The sequence below is a fragment of the Streptomyces sp. NPDC008163 genome (assembly GCF_042956885.1).
In the GTDB taxonomy this organism is placed as follows: Bacteria; Actinomycetota; Actinomycetes; order Streptomycetales; family Streptomycetaceae; genus Streptomyces; species Streptomyces drozdowiczii_A.
The window spans coordinates 20,213-36,970 of the sequence record NZ_JBIBHG010000006.1; the positions used below are offsets into that span (position 1 = coordinate 20,213).

The 16,758-nt window shown below is 71.1% G+C and carries 16 protein-coding genes; 2 read left to right on the forward strand and 14 right to left on the reverse strand.

Annotation, left to right across the window (positions count from 1 at the left end; genetic code table 11):
- Window positions 1-56: 56 nt before the first annotated feature.
- Window positions 57-1,640 (reverse strand): DHA2 family efflux MFS transporter permease subunit, encoded by a 1,584-nt coding sequence (locus ACFZAT_RS14905; protein WP_391264332.1) that lies wholly within the window; start codon window positions 1,638-1,640, stop codon window positions 57-59.
- Window positions 1,641-1,763: 123 nt separating this feature from the next.
- On the opposite strand from ACFZAT_RS14905, the gene ACFZAT_RS14910 reads away from it, so the two are divergent.
- Window positions 1,764-2,348, forward strand: a complete 585-nt coding sequence (locus ACFZAT_RS14910) for a TetR family transcriptional regulator (protein WP_391264334.1) — start codon at window positions 1,764-1,766, stop codon at window positions 2,346-2,348.
- A gap of 45 nt (window positions 2,349-2,393) precedes the next feature.
- On the opposite strand, the gene ACFZAT_RS14915 is transcribed toward ACFZAT_RS14910, so the two are convergent.
- From ACFZAT_RS14915 to ACFZAT_RS14925, 3 genes are all read right to left on the reverse strand, one after another.
- Window positions 2,394-3,119 (reverse strand): peptidoglycan DD-metalloendopeptidase family protein, encoded by a 726-nt coding sequence (locus tag ACFZAT_RS14915; RefSeq protein WP_391264336.1) that lies wholly within the window; start codon window positions 3,117-3,119, stop codon window positions 2,394-2,396.
- Window positions 3,120-3,536: 417 nt separating this feature from the next.
- Window positions 3,537-4,784 carry a PQQ-binding-like beta-propeller repeat protein gene (locus ACFZAT_RS14920; protein WP_391264338.1) on the reverse strand — a complete coding sequence of 416 codons (1,248 nt, stop codon included), beginning with the start codon at window positions 4,782-4,784 and terminating at the stop codon, window positions 3,537-3,539.
- A 245-nt stretch (window positions 4,785-5,029) separates the two neighbouring features.
- Entirely contained in the window at window positions 5,030-7,555 is a 2,526-nt protein-coding gene (locus tag ACFZAT_RS14925; protein WP_073966320.1) for an ATP-dependent Clp protease ATP-binding subunit, read from the reverse strand.
- A 441-nt stretch (window positions 7,556-7,996) separates the two neighbouring features.
- Here ACFZAT_RS14925 and ACFZAT_RS14930 point away from each other — a divergent pair, with 441 nt between their 5' ends.
- The gene (locus tag ACFZAT_RS14930) at window positions 7,997-8,617 is read left to right on the forward strand and encodes an SCO3374 family protein (RefSeq protein ID WP_391264341.1); all 621 of its coding nucleotides are present in this window, start codon (window positions 7,997-7,999) and stop codon (window positions 8,615-8,617) included.
- Here the strand turns inward: ACFZAT_RS14930 and ACFZAT_RS14935 are convergent.
- The 10 genes from ACFZAT_RS14935 to ACFZAT_RS14980 form a co-directional block, all read right to left on the reverse strand.
- Complete coding sequence (locus tag ACFZAT_RS14935; RefSeq protein WP_018102272.1) at window positions 8,596-8,931, reverse strand: Lsr2 family protein; 336 nt, start codon at window positions 8,929-8,931, stop codon at window positions 8,596-8,598. The two genes, ACFZAT_RS14930 and ACFZAT_RS14935, sit on opposite strands and share 22 nt — an antisense overlap.
- Window positions 8,932-9,087: 156 nt before the next feature.
- The gene (locus ACFZAT_RS14940; RefSeq protein WP_328900836.1) at window positions 9,088-9,645 is read right to left on the reverse strand and encodes an amino-acid N-acetyltransferase; all 558 of its coding nucleotides are present in this window, start codon (window positions 9,643-9,645) and stop codon (window positions 9,088-9,090) included.
- Window positions 9,646-9,654: 9 nt separating this feature from the next.
- The gene (locus tag ACFZAT_RS14945; protein ID WP_391264344.1) at window positions 9,655-10,107 is read right to left on the reverse strand and encodes a BlaI/MecI/CopY family transcriptional regulator; all 453 of its coding nucleotides are present in this window, start codon (window positions 10,105-10,107) and stop codon (window positions 9,655-9,657) included.
- 120 nt (window positions 10,108-10,227) lie between these two features.
- The gene (locus ACFZAT_RS14950) at window positions 10,228-10,407 is read right to left on the reverse strand and encodes a hypothetical protein (protein ID WP_018102269.1); all 180 of its coding nucleotides are present in this window, start codon (window positions 10,405-10,407) and stop codon (window positions 10,228-10,230) included.
- A gap of 43 nt (window positions 10,408-10,450) precedes the next feature.
- Window positions 10,451-11,023, reverse strand: a complete 573-nt coding sequence (locus tag ACFZAT_RS14955) for a hypothetical protein (RefSeq protein WP_391265010.1) — start codon at window positions 11,021-11,023, stop codon at window positions 10,451-10,453.
- A 137-nt stretch (window positions 11,024-11,160) separates the two neighbouring features.
- A complete protein-coding gene (locus ACFZAT_RS14960; protein WP_391264347.1) occupies window positions 11,161-11,958 on the reverse strand; it encodes a type III pantothenate kinase in 798 nt (265 codons plus the stop codon).
- On the reverse strand, window positions 11,958-12,989 hold the full coding sequence (gene nadC / locus ACFZAT_RS14965) for a carboxylating nicotinate-nucleotide diphosphorylase (protein ID WP_391264349.1): 1,032 nt from the start codon (window positions 12,987-12,989) through the stop codon (window positions 11,958-11,960). Before nadC ends, ACFZAT_RS14960 begins: the two co-directional genes overlap by 1 nt.
- A 2-nt stretch (window positions 12,990-12,991) precedes the next feature.
- On the reverse strand, window positions 12,992-14,722 hold the full coding sequence (locus ACFZAT_RS14970) for an L-aspartate oxidase (protein ID WP_391264352.1): 1,731 nt from the start codon (window positions 14,720-14,722) through the stop codon (window positions 12,992-12,994).
- Complete coding sequence (panC, locus tag ACFZAT_RS14975; RefSeq protein WP_391264354.1) at window positions 14,719-15,735, reverse strand: pantoate--beta-alanine ligase; 1,017 nt, start codon at window positions 15,733-15,735, stop codon at window positions 14,719-14,721. The genes ACFZAT_RS14970 and panC overlap by 4 nt, the downstream gene beginning before the upstream one ends.
- Window positions 15,732-16,733, reverse strand: a complete 1,002-nt coding sequence (locus ACFZAT_RS14980; RefSeq protein ID WP_391264356.1) for a DUF2520 domain-containing protein — start codon at window positions 16,731-16,733, stop codon at window positions 15,732-15,734. The genes panC and ACFZAT_RS14980 overlap by 4 nt, the downstream gene beginning before the upstream one ends.
- Between the last annotated feature and the right edge of the window lie 25 nt (window positions 16,734-16,758).

Here is a 16,758-nt window from a genome sequence, read left to right on the forward strand (position 1 = left end):
CGGGCGAGGGCCCCGGGACGCGTGGTCCCGGGGCCCTCTTCGTACGACCGCGCCGGTCAGATCTCCGCGACCGCCGGGGCGGGCTTCGCCTCGGGGCCCGCGCCCCGCAGCGGGACCTCCTTGACGAACAGGGAGGCGACGACCGCGACCAGGCCGACGGACGCGCCGACGAGGAACGCGATGTGGGTGCCGGACGAGACCGCGAACTCGTACGCCTCGCGCACCGGCACCGGCAGCTTGGCCAGGCTCGCCGCATCCAGCTGGGCGGAGTGCGCGGTGGCCGCGCCGCCGCCTCGGGAGGCCATCTCGTCCTGGACCTTGCCGGTGAACAGCGCGCCCATGATGGCGACGCCGAAGGAGCTGCCCAGCGTCCGGAAGAGGGTGGTCGAGGAGGAGGCGACGCCCATGTCCTTCAGCTCGACGCTGTTCTGCGCGACGAGCATCGTGATCTGCATCAGGAAGCCCATGCCGGCGCCGAGCACCGCCATGTAGAGCCCGGAGGTGAAGCGGCTGGTTCCGGTGTCCATCTGCGCGAGCAGGAAGAGGCCGATGACCATGAGGATCGAGCCCACGATGGGGAAGATCTTGTACTTGCCGGTGCTGGTGGTGACCCGGCCCGCGATGAGCGAGACGACCATCATGGACAGCAGCATCGGCAGGAGCAGCAGCCCCGAGTTGGTCGCGGAGGCGTGCTGTACGGACTGCTGGTAGAGCGGCAGGAACAGCACCGCGCCGAACATCACGAACCCGGCCATGAAGCCGACCACGGACATGAGCGTGAAGTTGCGGTTGCGGAAGATGTGGAGCGGGATCATCGGTTCGGCGGCCTTCGTCTCCACGAAGAGGAAGCCGGCCAGCGCGGCGACGCCGATCGCGATGAGCTCCATGATGACCGCGGAGTTCCAGTCGTACTCGGAACCGCCCCAGGTGGTGACCAGCACGATCGCGGTGATGCCGGTGGTGAGCAGCGCGGCGCCGAGGTAGTCGACGTTCCGCTTGGTGCGCTCACGCTTCGGCAGGTGCAGCACCGCGGTGATCATGACCAGTGCGACGGCACCGAGCGGCAGGTTGATGTAGAAGCTCCAGCGCCAGCCGAGGTGGTCGGTGATGGTGCCGCCGACCAGCGGTCCGCCGATCATGGCGATGGCCATCACGCCGGCCATCATGCCCTGGTACTTACCGCGCTCGCGGGGCGGCACGAGGTCGCCGATGATCGCCATGACGCCGACCATCAGACCGCCGGCGCCGAGGCCCTGGATCGCCCGGAAGCCGATGAGCTGGCCCATGTCCTGGGCCATGCCGCTGAGGACCGAGCCGATCAGGAAGATCACGATGGACGTGAGGAAGATGCCCTTGCGTCCGTACATGTCGCCGAGCTTGCCCCAGATGGGCGTGGAGGCGGCGGTGGCCAGGGTGTACGCGGTGACGACCCAGGAGAGGTGTTCGAGGCCGCCGAGGTCACCGACGATCGTCGGCATCGCGGTGCCGACGATCAGGTTGTCGAGCATCGCGAGCAGCATGGCGATCATCAGGGCGAGCACCACCACCCGGACGCTGCGCTGCGGCGGAGCCGATGGCTCCGCCTTTGTGGCCGGTGGTCCGCCCGCCTTCCCGTCCGCCGTCTTGATCAGGTCCGCCATCTTCCCCAACTCCCCAGTCACCCTGCCACCGGGCCCTTACTTGCCGCCCGGCTAGTTGCTTACACTGGAGGAAGGTAGCCCCGTAACTAGCCGGGCGTCAAGTAAGTTAATTGGGAGAGCACCATGGGCAGCACGCCGCAGCCGCGCCGGGGCAACACGCGCCAGCGCATCCAGGACGTCGCCCTGCAGCTCTTCGCCGAGCAGGGTTACGAGAAGACCTCGCTCCGCGAGATCGCCGAGAAGCTGGACGTCACCAAGGCGGCGCTCTACTACCACTTCAAGACGAAGGAAGACATCCTCGTCAGCATCTTCGAGGACCTGAACCGGCCGGTGGAGGAGCTGATCGCCTGGGGCGAGACGCAGCCGCGCACCCTGGAGACCAAGACGGAGCTGCTCCGCCGCTACAGCGACGCGATGGCCGACGCCGCCCCGCTCTTCCGCTTCATGCAGGAGAACCAGGCGACGGTACGGGATCTGAGCATCGGCGACACGATCAAGCACCGGGTCCTCGGCCTGGTGGACCTGATCAAGGAACCGGACGCCCCGCTCACCGACCAGGTGCGGTGCTTCAGCGCGCTCTTCACCCTGCATGCCGGGATGCTCGCACTCAAGGATGTCGAAGGCGACCCCGAGGAGAAGCGCAAGGCCGCTCTCGAAGTCGCCGTCGAACTGGTCACCCGGGCCCACGACCCGGAAACCCCCCGGTAACCCTGCTCGGGAGCAGGGGCCGGGGGGCCGGGAGCACGGGCCGGATCAGACGTTGATGCCGTGCTTGTGCAGGAAGTTGACCGGGTTGACCGCCGAACCGTAGTTCGGGGTGGTCCGGATCTCGAAGTGCAGGTGCGGGCCGCTGGAGTTGCCGGTGTTGCCGGACAGGGCGATCTTCTCGCCCTTCTTCACGTGCTGGCCGATGTGCACGTCGATCTTGGACAGGTGCGCGTACTGCGAGTACGTGCCGTTGCCGTGCGAGATCACGATGGCGTTGCCGTACGCGGGACCGTCGCCGCCGCCGTTCGGGCCGGCCTTCACGATCGTGCCGCTGTGGGCGGCCTCGACCTTGGTGCCGATCGGCACGGCGAAGTCCTGGCCGGAGTGCTTGTGGGCCCAGCGGCTGCCGTCGTTGCCGAAGCTGGCGCTCAGCTCGTACTTGCTGACCGGGGTCTCCCACGGAAGCTTGGCGATGGCCTTCTTCTTGGCCGCGGCCTTCTTCTTCGCGGCCGCCTTCTTCTTCGCCGCGTCGGCCTTCTTCTCGGCCTCGTGCTTGGCCGCGGCCTTGCCCTGCGCGGTCGCCTGCTTGGCGACCGAGTCGGCGGTGGCCGAGGAGACCAGGGCGGGGGCCTGGGGGGCGTCCGCAGTGCCGGCCGCGAACGCAGCACCCGCACCGAGAACCATCGACGTCCCCAGACCGGCTGCCACCACGGCGCCACGCATACGGGACACGGACGGGCGGCGGGACTGGAACGTAACGCGCTTCGACATAAGCGGAAATCCTCCGGAGATGACTGGACCCGGCGGTGTGCCGGGCTGGCCATACCTTGGTAACCCGCACCCCCGCCGGTGCTCAAACACCCCATCTACGATCAAAAGCCGTAGAGAGCATCCCGGGAATTCGCCCGGCGGACCCCTGTCGGACCCCTCCGGAAGACGCCCGGAAGTCCCCCTCCGGAACAGGTTTAGGCCCAGTTCCAAACCGCCCCAACCGGACATACGCCCTCCATGCGGGCATACGTCCCCGAATGCACAGAGGGCCCGTCCGCCGCAGGGCCGAAAGGCCCGCGACGGATCGGACCCGTTGCTCCTAAGGCGGCTAGTAGGCCCGAATCGGCCTGTGCGCCTTGTCACCGGCGGTGGGACCGAAGGCCGTCCGTTTCGGGACCTTCGGCCCGGTGCCGATCGCTACCCCACGGGCAGCCCGGTCACCTTCTTCGCATGCAGCGCGACCAGGTTCCTGCCGCCCGAGGCCAGGTACCAGCGGTCGAGGTCGCCGGAGCCGTCGTTGTACGTCCAGAGCAGCTTGCCGTCCGCCGGGTCGAAGGCGTGGATGCCGCCGTTCTTGTCGAACGTGGTCGCCCCGTAGAGGACACCGCCCACCTCGGCGAACTGCCAGGGGGCGTCGATGTCCAGGCTCTCCGGGTTGTGCCAGTGCCGCTTTCCGGTCGCCGGGTCGACCGCCCACAGGGCGTGGACGGTGTCCGAGACGTAGAGGACGCCGTCCAGAACGGCGGGGTCGTTGAAGCGGCTGTACTTCTCGGTCGCGAGGGACCAGCGCTCGGCGCCCGTCTCCAGGTCGAAGGCGCGCAGCTGCTCGCCGGTCGCGATGATGACCAGGCCCTCGTGGACCTCGAAGCCGCGGTTGCTGCTGCGGCCGGTCTTCTTCGTCCAGACCTGGTGGCCGGTGGCGGTGTCGCGGACCGTGAGGTTCTCGCGGAAGTCCGTGTAGACGAGGCGCTTGCCGGAGACCCGCGCGGTGAGGCCGTTGGCCTCGGTGCCGTGGTCGCGCTGCTCGCGCCAGACGACCTTGCCGGAGGAGGTGTCGATGGCGGCGATCACGTTGTCGGGGGTCCGGAAGTCCTTGTCCAGGATTCCGGCGACGACATAGACGTGATCGGCGTCGGCGGCGATGACCCGGGGCTGGGAGTACTCCTTGTCGCCGAGCCGGCTGCGCCAGGTGTCCTTGCCGGTCTTGGGGTCGAGCCCGATGATGTTGCCGTCGTAGCGGGCGCCGGCCAGGTAGAGGGTGCCGTCACCGATGAGCATGCTCGCGCCCGGGGTGGTCACCTCGGCGCGGGACCAGAGCTCCTTGCCGGTGGTCAGGTCGCGGGCCACCAGCGGGTCGCCGGAGACCAGCACCACGTTGTCGACCACGGCGACCGCGGAGATCCAGGCCAGCCCGTCGTAGGTGGTGGTGTGCTGCCAGGCCGGCTTCGGCTTCCCGCCCGGCGCGGGGGCGTCGCCGCCGGGCTTACCGGACTCCCCCGGCTTCGGCGAACCCGGACCGCCGCCCTCGACCGGCTCCTCGGCCGGGCCGCAGGCCGCGGTCCCGGCGCCCAGCAGGGCCAGCCCCGCCCCGGCTCCGGCCAGCTTGATCATCCGCCTGCGCGACACGTCGACTCTGCCCATGGCGTGCCCGTCCCCCTCGTTCATGCGCGATCCCGGGCTCCTCGTTCGCAATCGAAAAGCCCCACCCGGGCCGACCGCCCGAAGCGGGGCCAGATTAACGAGCGATTTTCGCTCCATGCGCGTAGCGAACGCGACCGGAACGTTCCTGTGACGCCGCTGTCACGGTGTCCACGACGCGAAAAGAGGCGGCCCCGGCCGGTCGAAACCGGTCCGGGGCCGCCCCTTCGGACGCTCGGGACGCTACTGCCGCACGAGGCGGAAGGCGCCTGTCACGCTTCCTTCGTCATGTTCGGGCCGCCGCCCGCCGCCTGCTCGATCGGCGGGACGTCGGGCAGAGCCGACTTCTCCTCGCCGCGGAAGGTGAACTTCTCGTCGTCGCCCTCGCCCTCGCTGCCGACGACCACGATGTGGCCGGGGCGCAGCTCGCCGAAGAGGATCTTCTCCGAGAGGACATCCTCGATCTCGCGCTGGATCGTCCGGCGCAGCGGCCGGGCGCCCATCACGGGGTCGTAGCCCTTCTTGGCGAGCAGCTTCTTGGCGTCCGTGCTGAGCTCGATGCCCATGTCACGGTCCTTGAGCCGCTCGTCCACCTTCGCGATCATCAGGTCGACGATCTCGATGATGTCTTCCTGGCTGAGCTGGTGGAAGACGACCGTGTCGTCGACACGGTTGAGGAACTCGGGCCGGAAGTGCTGCTTGAGCTCTTCGTTGACCTTGACCTTCATCCGCTCGTAGTTCGTCTTGACGTCGCCCTGGGCGGCGAAGCCCAGGTTGAAGCCCTTGGAGATGTCCCGGGTCCCGAGGTTGGTCGTCATGATGATGACCGTGTTCTTGAAGTCCACGACCCGGCCCTGGGAGTCGGTCAGGCGACCGTCCTCCAGGATCTGGAGCAGGGAGTTGAAGATGTCGGGGTGGGCCTTCTCGACCTCGTCGAAGAGGACGACGGAGAACGGCTTGCGGCGCACCTTCTCGGTGAGCTGGCCGCCCTCCTCGTAGCCCACGTAACCGGGGGGCGAACCGAAGAGGCGGGAGACCGTGTGCTTCTCGCTGAACTCCGACATGTCGAGGGAGATCAGCGCGTCCTCGTCACCGAAGAGGAACTCGGCGAGCGTCTTGGACAGCTCGGTCTTACCGACACCGGACGGGCCGGCGAAGATGAACGAGCCACCGGGGCGCTTCGGGTCCTTCAGGCCGGCCCGCGTACGGCGGATGGCCTGCGAGAGCGCCTTGATGGCGTCCTTCTGCCCGATGACGCGCTTGTGGAGCTCGTCCTCCATGCGCAGCAGCCGGGAGGACTCCTCCTCGGTCAGCTTGAAGACCGGGATGCCGGTGGCGGTGGCGAGGACCTCGGCGATGAGCTCGCCGTCGACCTCGGCCACGACGTCCATGTCGCCGGCCTTCCACTCCTTCTCGCGCTTGGCCTTCGCCGCCAGCAGCTGCTTCTCCTTGTCGCGCAGGGAGGCTGCCTTCTCGAAGTCCTGGGAGTCGATGGCCGACTCCTTGTCGCGGCGCACGCCCGCGATCTTCTCGTCGAACTCGCGGAGGTCCGGCGGCGCGGTCATCCGGCGGATGCGCATCCGGGAACCGGCCTCGTCGATCAGGTCGATCGCCTTGTCCGGCAGGAAGCGGTCCGAGATGTACCGGTCGGCCAGCGTCGCGGCCTGGACCAGCGCCTCGTCCGTGATGGACACGCGGTGGTGGGCCTCGTAGCGGTCGCGCAGACCCTTGAGGATCTCGATGGTGTGCGGCAGCGACGGCTCCGCGACCTGGATGGGCTGGAAGCGGCGCTCCAGCGCGGCGTCCTTCTCCAGGTGCTTGCGGTACTCGTCGAGCGTGGTGGCACCGATGGTCTGGAGTTCACCGCGCGCCAGCATGGGCTTCAGGATCGAAGCCGCGTCGATGGCGCCCTCGGCGGCACCCGCACCGACCAGCGTGTGGAGCTCGTCGATGAACAGGATGATGTCGCCGCGGGTGCGGATCTCCTTGAGGACCTTCTTCAGGCGCTCCTCGAAGTCACCGCGGTAGCGGGAGCCGGCGACCAGGGCGCCGAGGTCGAGGGTGTAGAGGTGCTTGTCCTTGAGGGTCTCGGGCACCTCGCCCTTGACGATGGCCTGGGCCAGGCCCTCGACGACGGCGGTCTTGCCGACGCCGGGCTCGCCGATGAGCACCGGGTTGTTCTTCGTACGGCGGGAGAGCACCTGCATGACCCGCTCGATCTCCTTCTCGCGCCCGATGACCGGGTCGAGCTTGGATTCGCGGGCGGCCTGCGTGAGGTTGCGGCCGAACTGGTCGAGCACCAGCGACGTGGAGGGAGTGCCCTCCGCGGGGCCGCCTGCGGTGGCCGCCTCCTTGCCGCCGGAGTATCCGGACAGCAGCTGGATGACCTGCTGGCGCACCCGGTTCAGGTCGGCGCCGAGCTTCACGAGGACCTGGGCGGCGACGCCCTCGCCCTCGCGGATCAGGCCGAGCAGGATGTGCTCCGTGCCGATGTAGTTGTGGCCGAGCTGGAGGGCCTCGCGGAGCGACAGCTCCAGGACCTTCTTGGCTCGGGGCGTGAAGGGGATGTGGCCGGACGGGGCCTGCTGGCCCTGGCCGATGATCTCCTCCACCTGCTGGCGGACCGCCTCGAGCGAAATCCCGAGGCTCTCCAGGGCCTTAGCGGCGACACCCTCACCCTCGTGGATCAGGCCCAGGAGGATGTGCTCGGTGCCGATGTAGTTGTGGTTGAGCATCCGGGCTTCTTCCTGAGCCAGGACGACAACCCGCCGCGCGCGGTCGGTGAACCTCTCGAACATCGTTAATCGCTCCTCAGAGCGGTCAGGCAGTAAGGGGTCGGTCCCCTCCCTGTCCTTCCGCAGCTTAGTCCCGCAAGCGGGGACCGCTCATTTCAACTGCCGACACCCGGCCCTGCTTCCCGGGGGATCGCCCGCCCCGAACGCCGACAACTGCTCCAACCCGATGGTGCGAGACGATGTTCCCGCAGGCCAGGCCAATACCCCAGTCGCCAGTACGCCGATGGCGAACGTGAGACGTGCATGGCTTGCGTGTCGCCCCTCCCCACTAGGGATGTCTTACCCGCAATTACAGACAGTCCATGCGGCGTACGCGGGTTCCCTCCGCTACGGGCGAACATCTTCGTACTCCTGAATGCGCCCGTACGCCCCCAACCCGGACACCCTACGCGGTCGCGTGTGCGCGGTACGTAACCTGGGGAGCCGGTCGGGGGTTGTTCCGTCATGACCCTCACCGTCCCGCCGCCCCGTGTCCCGCCCGCCGTCGAGCTGGGCGGTGACGCCCGGGGCGAGCCGTGGGACGGCTGGGCCGGGTGGTACGAGCGGGAGATGGGCTGGGCCACGGCGGGCGGTGCACCGGTGCGGCTGCTGACCGGGCTGCGGTTCGACGTGCTCGTCGTCCCCGCCGTCGCCGGACACGCGGCACTGCGGCGGGTGGGCCCGACGGGGCCGGTGGTGCTCATGGGGCTGCGGATGAGCCTGCTGGTGGCGCCGGGGAGCGCGGAGGAGCTGCCGGGGCTGCTCGACTGGCTGGAGTGGGGCGGGGTCGCGCTGTCGCTGACCGGTCTGGGCGCGGGCGGGCGGATCACCGCTCCGCCGCCGCCCGGACGTCCGGCGGAGCCGGGGGCCGCCTCCTGGCTGCGGCCCCCCAGGCCGTCACGGGAACAGGACGAAGCGCCGGTTCTCCCGGCTTTCTCCGGCTTCGGGAGCGCGCGTGGCGATGCTCCCGACCTCGTCCGGCTCGTGGACGCCGTGGCGACGGAATGCCACCGGGCCCGACTGGCGCGTGCCCGGGCGGGCTTGTTCCACGATGAGCCCGTGGCTCAGCCGTTGGCCTTCTCGTAAGCCTCACGGATCTCGGCGGGAACGCGACCGCGGTCATTCACATTGTGGCCGTTCTCGCGGGCCCACTTACGGATCTCGGCGGTGTCCTTGTTGCCACCGGAGACGGCGCGGCCCTTGCCACGTCCCGACGCCGCACGGCCACCGGTACGCCGGCCGTTCTTCGCGTAGGGCTCGAGAAGGGAACGCAGCTTGTCCGCGTTGCTGGTGGTGAGGTCGATCTCGTACGTCTTGCCATCCAGCGCGAACGTCACCGTCTCGTCCGCCTCGCCACCGTCGAGGTCGTCAACAAGAAGGACCTGAACCTTCTGTGCCACCGGATTTCCTTTCATCGAAAATGGAGTACGCGGAAAGGAAACCGCTTTTCACCGGAAAACACAAACCCCCGGGAGAGGTTCAGCAGCTCAAGGAGACGGGAAACATGCGCGATTCGGACATAGGGGCGCGCGCTCCTCTTCCCGCTCTTCGCGCGGTCACAGGTGCAGAAGCATCCGGCTGTTGCCCAAGGTGTTCGGCTTCACTCGTTCGAGACCGAGGAACTCCGCGACTCCCTCGTCATAGGAACGCAGCAGCTCGCTGTAGACATCTCCGTCGACGGGCGTCTCTCCGATCTCCACGAAGCCGTGCTTCGCGAAGAAGTCGACTTCGAAGGTGAGACAGAAAACCCGGCGGACACCCAGCCAGCGGGCGGTCCGGAGCAGCTTGTCGAGGACCTGGTGGCCCACTCCGGCGCCCTTGAGGCCGTGGTCGACGGCGAGCGTACGGACTTCGGCGAGGTCCTCCCACATGACGTGCAGCGCACCGCAGCCGACGACCGAGGCGTCCTCGTCGCGTTCGGCGATCCAGAACTCCTGGATGTCCTCGTAAAGCGTCACCGTGGCTTTGTCGAGGAGGATGCCTTCCCGCACGTAGCCGTCGAGGAGACGACGGACGGCGGGCACATCGCTCGTCCGTGCGCGCCGGACGGTGATGGCCACGTTTATAACCGACGGTTCGGTCTGGGAATCGGTTTGCGGAAGCTCTGAGGACATACGCAGACGCTATCGCCCGGTCTCCGGCTCCGCGCCATCGGCCGCTTCACGGGCTTCGCCATCCCCGGCTTCGTCCGCGGGGGCCGCGCCGTCCTCGGGAAGAGTGGGCAGAACGATCCGCATCGCGTCGCGCAGAGCCTCGCGCTGCTCGGCCGACATCATCCCGAAGAACGCGACGAGCGCGGCCGCCGGGTTGTCGCTGAGCGACCAGGCTTCGTTCATCAGGGCGGCGGCGTATGCGGCGCGGGTGGAGACGGCCGTATATCGATATGCGCGGCCCTCCACTTCGCGGCGGACCCAGCCCTTCTGATGGAGATTGTCCATTACCGTCATGACGGTGGTGTAGGCGATGGACCGCTCCTGCTGAAGGTCCTCAAGGACTTCCCGCACAGTGACCGGACGGTTCCATTCCCAGACCCGTGTCATCACGGCGTCTTCGAGCTCTCCCAATTGACGGGGCACAGCGTCACCTTAGTGCCAGATGTCTGGAATGCGTAGCTATTCGCACAGCAAAAGGGCGTACGACTCCTCGGGAGTCGTACGCCCTTTCGTTTTCGGGAGCGCCGGGCGCGCCCGGAGGGGTCAGGCCCCTTCGGTACGCGGGGTCTGCTGCACCGACTCGGCGCGGCTGATCGCCGCGTCCACGGCCGCGTCCTCCTTGGCCTTGTTGGGGCCGCCCTGGCTCTTGACGATCGTCACGACCAGGCCGATGAAGAAGGCGGCCATCACCACGGGGGGCACGAGCGCGGATACGTAGTCCATGCCCTCCAGAGTAGCGAGCGGCTTCCCGGCTCCCGGAGAGGCCCTACCCCGCGCGGCGCTGCGGCGGCTGCGGTACGGGGCGGCGCGGCGGGAAGACCTCGGAGGGCTTCGGGGCCGGGCGCTCGGACGGCGGCACGGGGCGGGCCGGGGCCGGCGGCGCCTTCGGCCTGTCCGGCTCGGCGGCGCGCCCGCCGGGCAGGGCGAGCAGCCGGCTGCGGGGCGCCGGGGCGGTCGCGGGCACGGCCCGTCCGGCGAGCCGGGCGCGCACCGAGCCCTCCGCGATCATCTGGCAGCGCTCCAGGAGGGCCGCGGCGAGCGGGCCGCCGCGCAGGGCGCGCAGCGCGGCCAGGTCCTCGGGGAGCGGGTCGTATCCGGCGGCCAGGGCGTCCTGGAGGAGCTCCAGATAGCCGGTGAGGGAGCCGGGCAGGGCGTCGCGGTAGCGGACGAGGTCGGCGAGGAGGAAGGCGCGCAGCCGTCCGGCCTCGGCGACGGCCTCGTCCACGCTGCCCGCCAGCCGCAGGCAGTCCTGGACATCCTCGTCGGGCAGGGGCGCGGGGTGCAGCGCGAAGGCGAGGGCGCGTCGGAGCACTCGCAGCTCGTCCGCGCTGAAGGCCATACCGCCGCGTGATCCGTAGGGCGTGGGCATGACGCGACAATACGTGCTAATGGGACAAAATCGGCTTAACTGGTCGTCGATGGCGCGGCGGCCCCGGAGCGTCGTCACACCCGGAGCCGCCGGTCAGGGGCCCTTCGCTACAGCCGGGACACGTTGCGCTCGTACACCAGGCGGAGCCCGATGAGGGTCAGCCAGGGCTCGTGCTCGTCGATGACGGAGGACTCGCCCAGCACCATCGGAGCAAGGCCGCCCGTCGCGATGACGGTGACGTCGTCCGGGTCGGACGCCAGCTCCTTCTTCATCCGCTCCACGACCCCGTCGACCTGGCCGGCGAAGCCGTAGATGATGCCCGCCTGCATGGCCTCGACGGTGTTCTTGCCGATGACGCTGCGCGGCCGGGCCAGCTCGATCTTGCGGAGCTGGGCGCCCCTGACGCCCAGCGCCTCGACGGAGATCTCGATGCCGGGCGCGATGACGCCGCCGGCGTACTCGCCCCGGGCCGAGACCGCGTCGAAGGTGGTGGCCGTGCCGAAGTCGACCACGATCGCCGGGCCGCCGTAGAGGTCCACGGCGGCGACCGCGTTGATGATGCGGTCCGCGCCGACCTCCTTCGGGTTGTCCATCAGGATCGGCACCCCGGTCTTGATGCCGGGCTCCACGAGCACGGCGGGGACGTCGCCGTAGTAGCGGCGGGTCACCTCGCGCAGCTCGTGCAGCACGGCCGGGACCGTGGAGCAGATCGCGATGCCCTCGATGCCGTCGCCCAGCTCCATGCCGAGCAGCGGGTGCATGCCCATGAGGCCCTGGAGCAGCACGGCCAGCTCGTCGGCGGTGCGGCGGGCGTCCGTGGAGATCCGCCAGTGCTCGACGATCTCCTCGCCGTCGAACAGGCCGAGGACGGTGTGGGTGTTCCCGACGTCGATGGTGAGCAGCATCAGGCGCCGGCCCCGTCGGTGTCGCGGAAGTCCAGGCCGATGTCCAGGATCGGCGAGGAGTGGGTCAGCGCGCCCACGGCGAGGTAGTCGACCCCGGCCTCCGCGTACGCGCGGGCCGTGCCGAGGGTGAGCCGGCCGGAGGACTCCAGGATCGCGCGCCCGCCGGTCAGGGCGACCGCCTCGGCGGTCTCGGCCGGGGTGAAGTTGTCCAGCAGGACCAGGTCGGCGCCCGCGTCCAGCACCTCGGCGAGCTGGGCCGGAGTGTCCACCTCGACCTCGATCGGGAGGTCCGGGAACTCCTCCCTGACCCGCTTGAACGCCTCGGCGACCCCGCCCGCCGCGATGACGTGGTTGTCCTTGACCAGCGCGGCGTCGGACAGCGAGAACCGGTGGTTGACGCCGCCGCCGCAGCGCACCGCGTACTTCTCCAGGGCGCGCAGCCCGGGCGTCGTCTTGCGGGTGTCCCGGACCTCGGCCTTGGTGCCCTCCAGCACATCGGCCCAGGCGCGGGTGGCGGTGGCGATGCCGGAGAGGCGGCAGAGCAGGTTGAGGGCGCTGCGCTCGCCGGTGAGGAGGTCGCGGGTGCGGGTGGTGACGGTCAGCAGCTTCTGGCCGGGGGCGACGCGGTCGCCGTCCTCGACATGCCGCTCGACCTCGAACTCGGAGGTGCAGACGATCGACAGGACCGCCTCGGCCACGCGCAGCCCGGCCACCACACCTGCCTCGCGGGCGGTGAAGTCGCCGGTGGCCATGGCGTCCTCGGCGACGGTGGCGACGGTCGTGACGTCCACCCCGCCGTCCAGGTCCTCGGCGATGGCGAGGTGCGCGATGTCCTCGACCTGGATCGGGTCCAGGCCGGATTCGACGAGGAGCTGGGCGAGCGCGGGGTCGAGCCCGCACTCCTCGTACTCCTCGTCGCCGCCGCAGCCGCAGCCGTCCCCGCAGCCGCCCGCGGCGGGGGCGGGCGCGCCGACCCGGATCAGCGGGACGTCCACGGGTGTGGGGCGCGGATTCTCTTCGGGCGTGCTCACGGTTACGGCTCCTCGGGAGTGGGGTGGGTGGTGCTCGTCGCTGCGCAGTCTGGTGCCCCGGGCGCGTCCACGGGCCCGAATGCCTCGGTATCCGTCCGACGGAGGACGAGAGCGCCGTCCGGACCGAGCCGTACGACGAGGTGGCGGCGCCACTGCGCGTCGTCGCGCTCGGGCCGGTCCTCGCGCCAGTGGCAGCCGCGGGTCTCCTCGCGGGCGCGGGCGGCGGCGACCAGGGCCCGGGCGACGAGCAGCAGGTTGGTGGCCTCCCACGCCTCGACGCCGGGCACCGCGGGCTTGCTGCCCGCCGCCCCGGTCTCGTGGGCGCCGAGCCGCAGCTCCTCCAGCTCGGCGGCGGCGGTGGCCAGGCTCTCGGCGGAGCGCAGCACCCCGGCGCCCCGGCTCATGGCGCGCTGCACCGTGAGCCGGGTCTCGGGGGCGAGGAGGGGGACGGGCGTCCCGTCGGGTCCGACCGCCTCGCCCGCGTGGGGGCGGTCGGCCACGATGTCGGCGGCGATGCGCTCGGCGAAGACGAGTCCTTCGAGCAGCGAGTTGGACGCCAGCCGGTTCGCGCCGTGCACCCCGGTGCAGGCGACCTCGCCGCAGGCGTACAGGCCGGGGACGGTGGTACGGCCCCGCAGGTCGGTGCGGACGCCGCCGGAGGCGTAGTGCGCGGCGGGGGCGATGGGGATCGGCTCGGTGACCGGGTCGATGCCGTGGGACCGGCAGGCGGCCAGGATGGTCGGGAAGCGGTTCTCCCACATCTCGGCGCCGAAGTGGCGGCCGTCGAGATACATGTGGTCGGTGCCCTTGAGCTGCATCTGGCGCGTGATGCCCTTGGCGACGATGTCGCGCGGGGCCAGCTCCGCCAGCTCGTGCTGCCCGAGCATGAAGCGCGTACCGGAGCCGTCCACGAGGTGGGCGCCCTCGCCGCGTACCGCTTCGGAGACCAGCGGCTGCTGGCCCTCGGAGCCGGCGCCGAGGAAGAGGACGGTGGGGTGGAACTGGACGAACTCCACGTCCGAGACCTCCGCACCGGCCCGCAGCGCGAGCGCCACGCCGTCGGCGGTGGAGACCGAGGGGTTGGTGGTGGCGGAGAAGACCTGGCCCATGCCGCCGGTGGCCAGGACCACGGCCGGGGCGTTGACCGCGCCGACGCCGTCGTGCTGGCCCTCGCCCATGACGTGCAGGGTGACCCCGGCGGTACGGCCTTCGGCGTCGGTGAGGAGGTCGAGCACGAGGGCGTTCTCGACGGTGTGCAGGGCGGCCTCGCGGACCGCCTCCACCAGGGCGCGGGAGACCTCGGCGCCGGTCGCGTCGCCGCCCGCGTGGACGATGCGGCGGCGGTGGTGGCCGCCCTCGCGGGTGAGGGCGACCGAGCCGTCGTCGTCGGTGTCGAAGCGGGCGCCGGTCTCCATCAGCCGGCGCACCGCGCCCGGGCCGTCGGTGACCAGGGCCCGCACCGCGGACTCGTCGCAGAGGCCGACGCCGGCGACCAGGGTGTCGTCCAGGTGCTGTCCGGGGGTGTCCCCCTCGCCGAGGGCCGCGGCGATGCCGCCCTGGGCCCAGCGGGTGGAGCCGGCGTCCAGGCGGGCCTTGGTCACCACGACGGTGGCGAGGCCCGCGGCGGCGCAGCGCAGGGCGGTGGTGAGTCCGGCGACGCCGGAGCCGACGACCACGACGTCGGCGTCGATGGACCAGCCGGGTGCGGGGGCGGTCAGCCGTATTCCGGTCACGGGGTCGCTCCGAAGGTGAGGGGGATGTTGTCGATGAGGCGGGTGGCGCCGACCCGGGCGGCGACGGCGAGGATCGCCTCACCGGCGGCGCGGTCGTCGGGGATCTCGGTGAAGTCGGCCGGGTCCACGAGCGCCACGTAGTCCAGGGCGAGCGGCGGGCTCGCGGCCTCGGCGTCCTCCAGGACCGTGCGGGCGGCGGCGCGCACGGCGGCGGGTCCGGCGTCCGGGCGGGCCCGGGCGACCGCCTGGGCGTCGGCCGCGAGACGGGCCTCGCCGAGCCGGTTGAGCCCGGCGGCCCGGTCCTCGGTGGCGCCGGTGGCCTGTGCGCGGGCGTGCAGGGCGGCCTGGGCGGCGAGCCGGTCGCGGGCCGCGAACAGGGCCCGGGACAGGGCGAGCGCGGTGCGGCGCTCGTGCGGGTCGAGGAAGCGGTTGCGGCTGGACAGCGCGAGGCCGTCCGGCTCCCGGACCGTCTCCACGCCGGTGATCTCCACCGGGAAGTTGAGGTCGCGCACCATGCGCCGGATCAGCGCCAGCTGCTGGGCGTCCTTCTGCCCGAAGAACGCGGTGTCCGGGCGGGTGAGGTGGAGCAGCTTGGCGACGACGGTGAGCATGCCGTCGAAGTGGCCGGGGCGCGAGGCCCCCTCCAGGCGCTCGCCCATCGGGCCCGCCGAGATCCGGACCTGGGGCTCGCCGCCCGGGTAGACCTCGTCCACGGAGGGCGCGAAGACCACGTCGGCGCCGGCCGCGCCGGCCACCGCGAGGTCGGCGTCGAGCGTGCGCGGATAGCGGTCGAGGTCGGCGGCCTCGCCGAACTGGAGCGGGTTGACGAAGACGGTGACGACGACCTGCCCGGCGGGGCCCGCGTGGGCGCGGGCGGCGCGGATGAGCGAGGCGTGGCCCTCGTGCAGGGCGCCCATCGTCATGACGACGGCCCGCTTCCCTCCGGGGGCGTACGCACGCAGCTCACCGGCCGTGTCGAGCAGGACCGGGGTGGTGGATGCGGTGGCGGTCATCGGGACTCCTCCGGTCCGGTGCCGGTGTCGCCGGAAGGGTTCGGGCCGTCGGGGCCGGTCGGGCCGCCGGGGCCCTGCCTGCCGGTGCCGCCGTCCGCCAGGGCGTCGAGCAGGTCCTCGGCCAGCTCCGGCTTGAGCAGGCCGTGGGCGAGGGCGCGGTCCGCGGTGGCGCGGGCCATCGCGACGTAACCGGCGACCGTCTGCGGGGCGTGGGCACGCAGCTCGCCGAGGTGCGCGGCGACCGTGCCGGCGTCACCGCGCGCGACCGGTCCGGTGAGCGCCGCGTCGCCGGAGCGCAGGGCGTTGTCCAGGGCGGCGCCGAGCAGGGGGCCGAGCATCCGGTCGGGGGCGGTGACCCCGGCGGTGCGCAGCAGTTCCATCGACTGGGCGACCAGGGTGACCAGGTGGTTCGCGCCGAGGGCGAGGGCCGCGTGGTACAGCGGACGGGACTCCTCCGCGATCCATTCCGGCTCGCCGCCCATCTCGATGACCAGCGCCTCCGCGGCGAGCCGCAGCTCGTCGGGCGCGGTGACCCCGAAGGAGCAGCCGGCCAGCCGCTGGACGTCCACGGAGGTGCCGGTGAACGTCATCGCGGGGTGCAGCGCGAGGGGCAGGGCGCCGGCCCGGCGCGCGGGGTCCAGCACCTTCGTCCCGTACCGCCCGGAGGTGTGGACGAGGAGCTGTCCGGGGCGGACCGCCCGGGTCTCGGCCAGCCCCTCGACCAGCCCGGGGAGGGCGTCGTCGGGGACGGTCAGCAGGACGAGCTCGGCGCGTGCGAGGACGTCGGCGGGGGTCACGACGGGTACGTCGGGGAGGAGGTCTGCGGCACGCCGTCGCGAGGCGTCGGAGACCCCGGAGACGGCGACCGGGCGGTGCCCGGCGAGGGCGAGGGACGCGGCCAGGGCGGGGCCGACACGGCCCGCCCCCACCACGCCGACGGTGAGCCGGGCGGGGCGGTCCCTGGCGTCGAGCGGGTCCTTGGAAGCTGTTGCGTTCACACTGCGGGCCTTCCGTTCCAGTCCG

Bases quoted from the DNA above. Each gene is read 5' to 3' on its own strand.
- ACFZAT_RS14905 (WP_391264332.1), bottom strand. From the start codon at position 1,640: ATGGCGGACCTGATCAAGACGGCGGACGGGAAGGCGGGCGGACCACCG.
- ACFZAT_RS14910 (WP_391264334.1), top strand. From the start codon at position 1,764: ATGGGCAGCACGCCGCAGCCGCGCCGGGGCAACACGCGCCAGCGCATC.
- ACFZAT_RS14915 (WP_391264336.1), bottom strand. From the start codon at position 3,119: ATGTCGAAGCGCGTTACGTTCCAGTCCCGCCGCCCGTCCGTGTCCCGT.
- ACFZAT_RS14920 (WP_391264338.1), bottom strand. From the start codon at position 4,784: ATGAACGAGGGGGACGGGCACGCCATGGGCAGAGTCGACGTGTCGCGC.
- ACFZAT_RS14925 (WP_073966320.1), bottom strand. From the start codon at position 7,555: ATGTTCGAGAGGTTCACCGACCGCGCGCGGCGGGTTGTCGTCCTGGCT.
- ACFZAT_RS14930 (WP_391264341.1), top strand. From the start codon at position 7,997: ATGACCCTCACCGTCCCGCCGCCCCGTGTCCCGCCCGCCGTCGAGCTG.
- ACFZAT_RS14940 (WP_328900836.1), bottom strand. From the start codon at position 9,645: ATGTCCTCAGAGCTTCCGCAAACCGATTCCCAGACCGAACCGTCGGTT.
- ACFZAT_RS14950 (WP_018102269.1), bottom strand. From the start codon at position 10,407: ATGGACTACGTATCCGCGCTCGTGCCCCCCGTGGTGATGGCCGCCTTC.
- ACFZAT_RS14955 (WP_391265010.1), bottom strand. From the start codon at position 11,023: ATGGCCTTCAGCGCGGACGAGCTGCGAGTGCTCCGACGCGCCCTCGCC.
- ACFZAT_RS14960 (WP_391264347.1), bottom strand. From the start codon at position 11,958: ATGCTGCTCACCATCGACGTCGGGAACACCCACACCGTCCTCGGCCTG.
- panC (WP_391264354.1), bottom strand. From the start codon at position 15,735: ATGACCGCCACCGCATCCACCACCCCGGTCCTGCTCGACACGGCCGGT.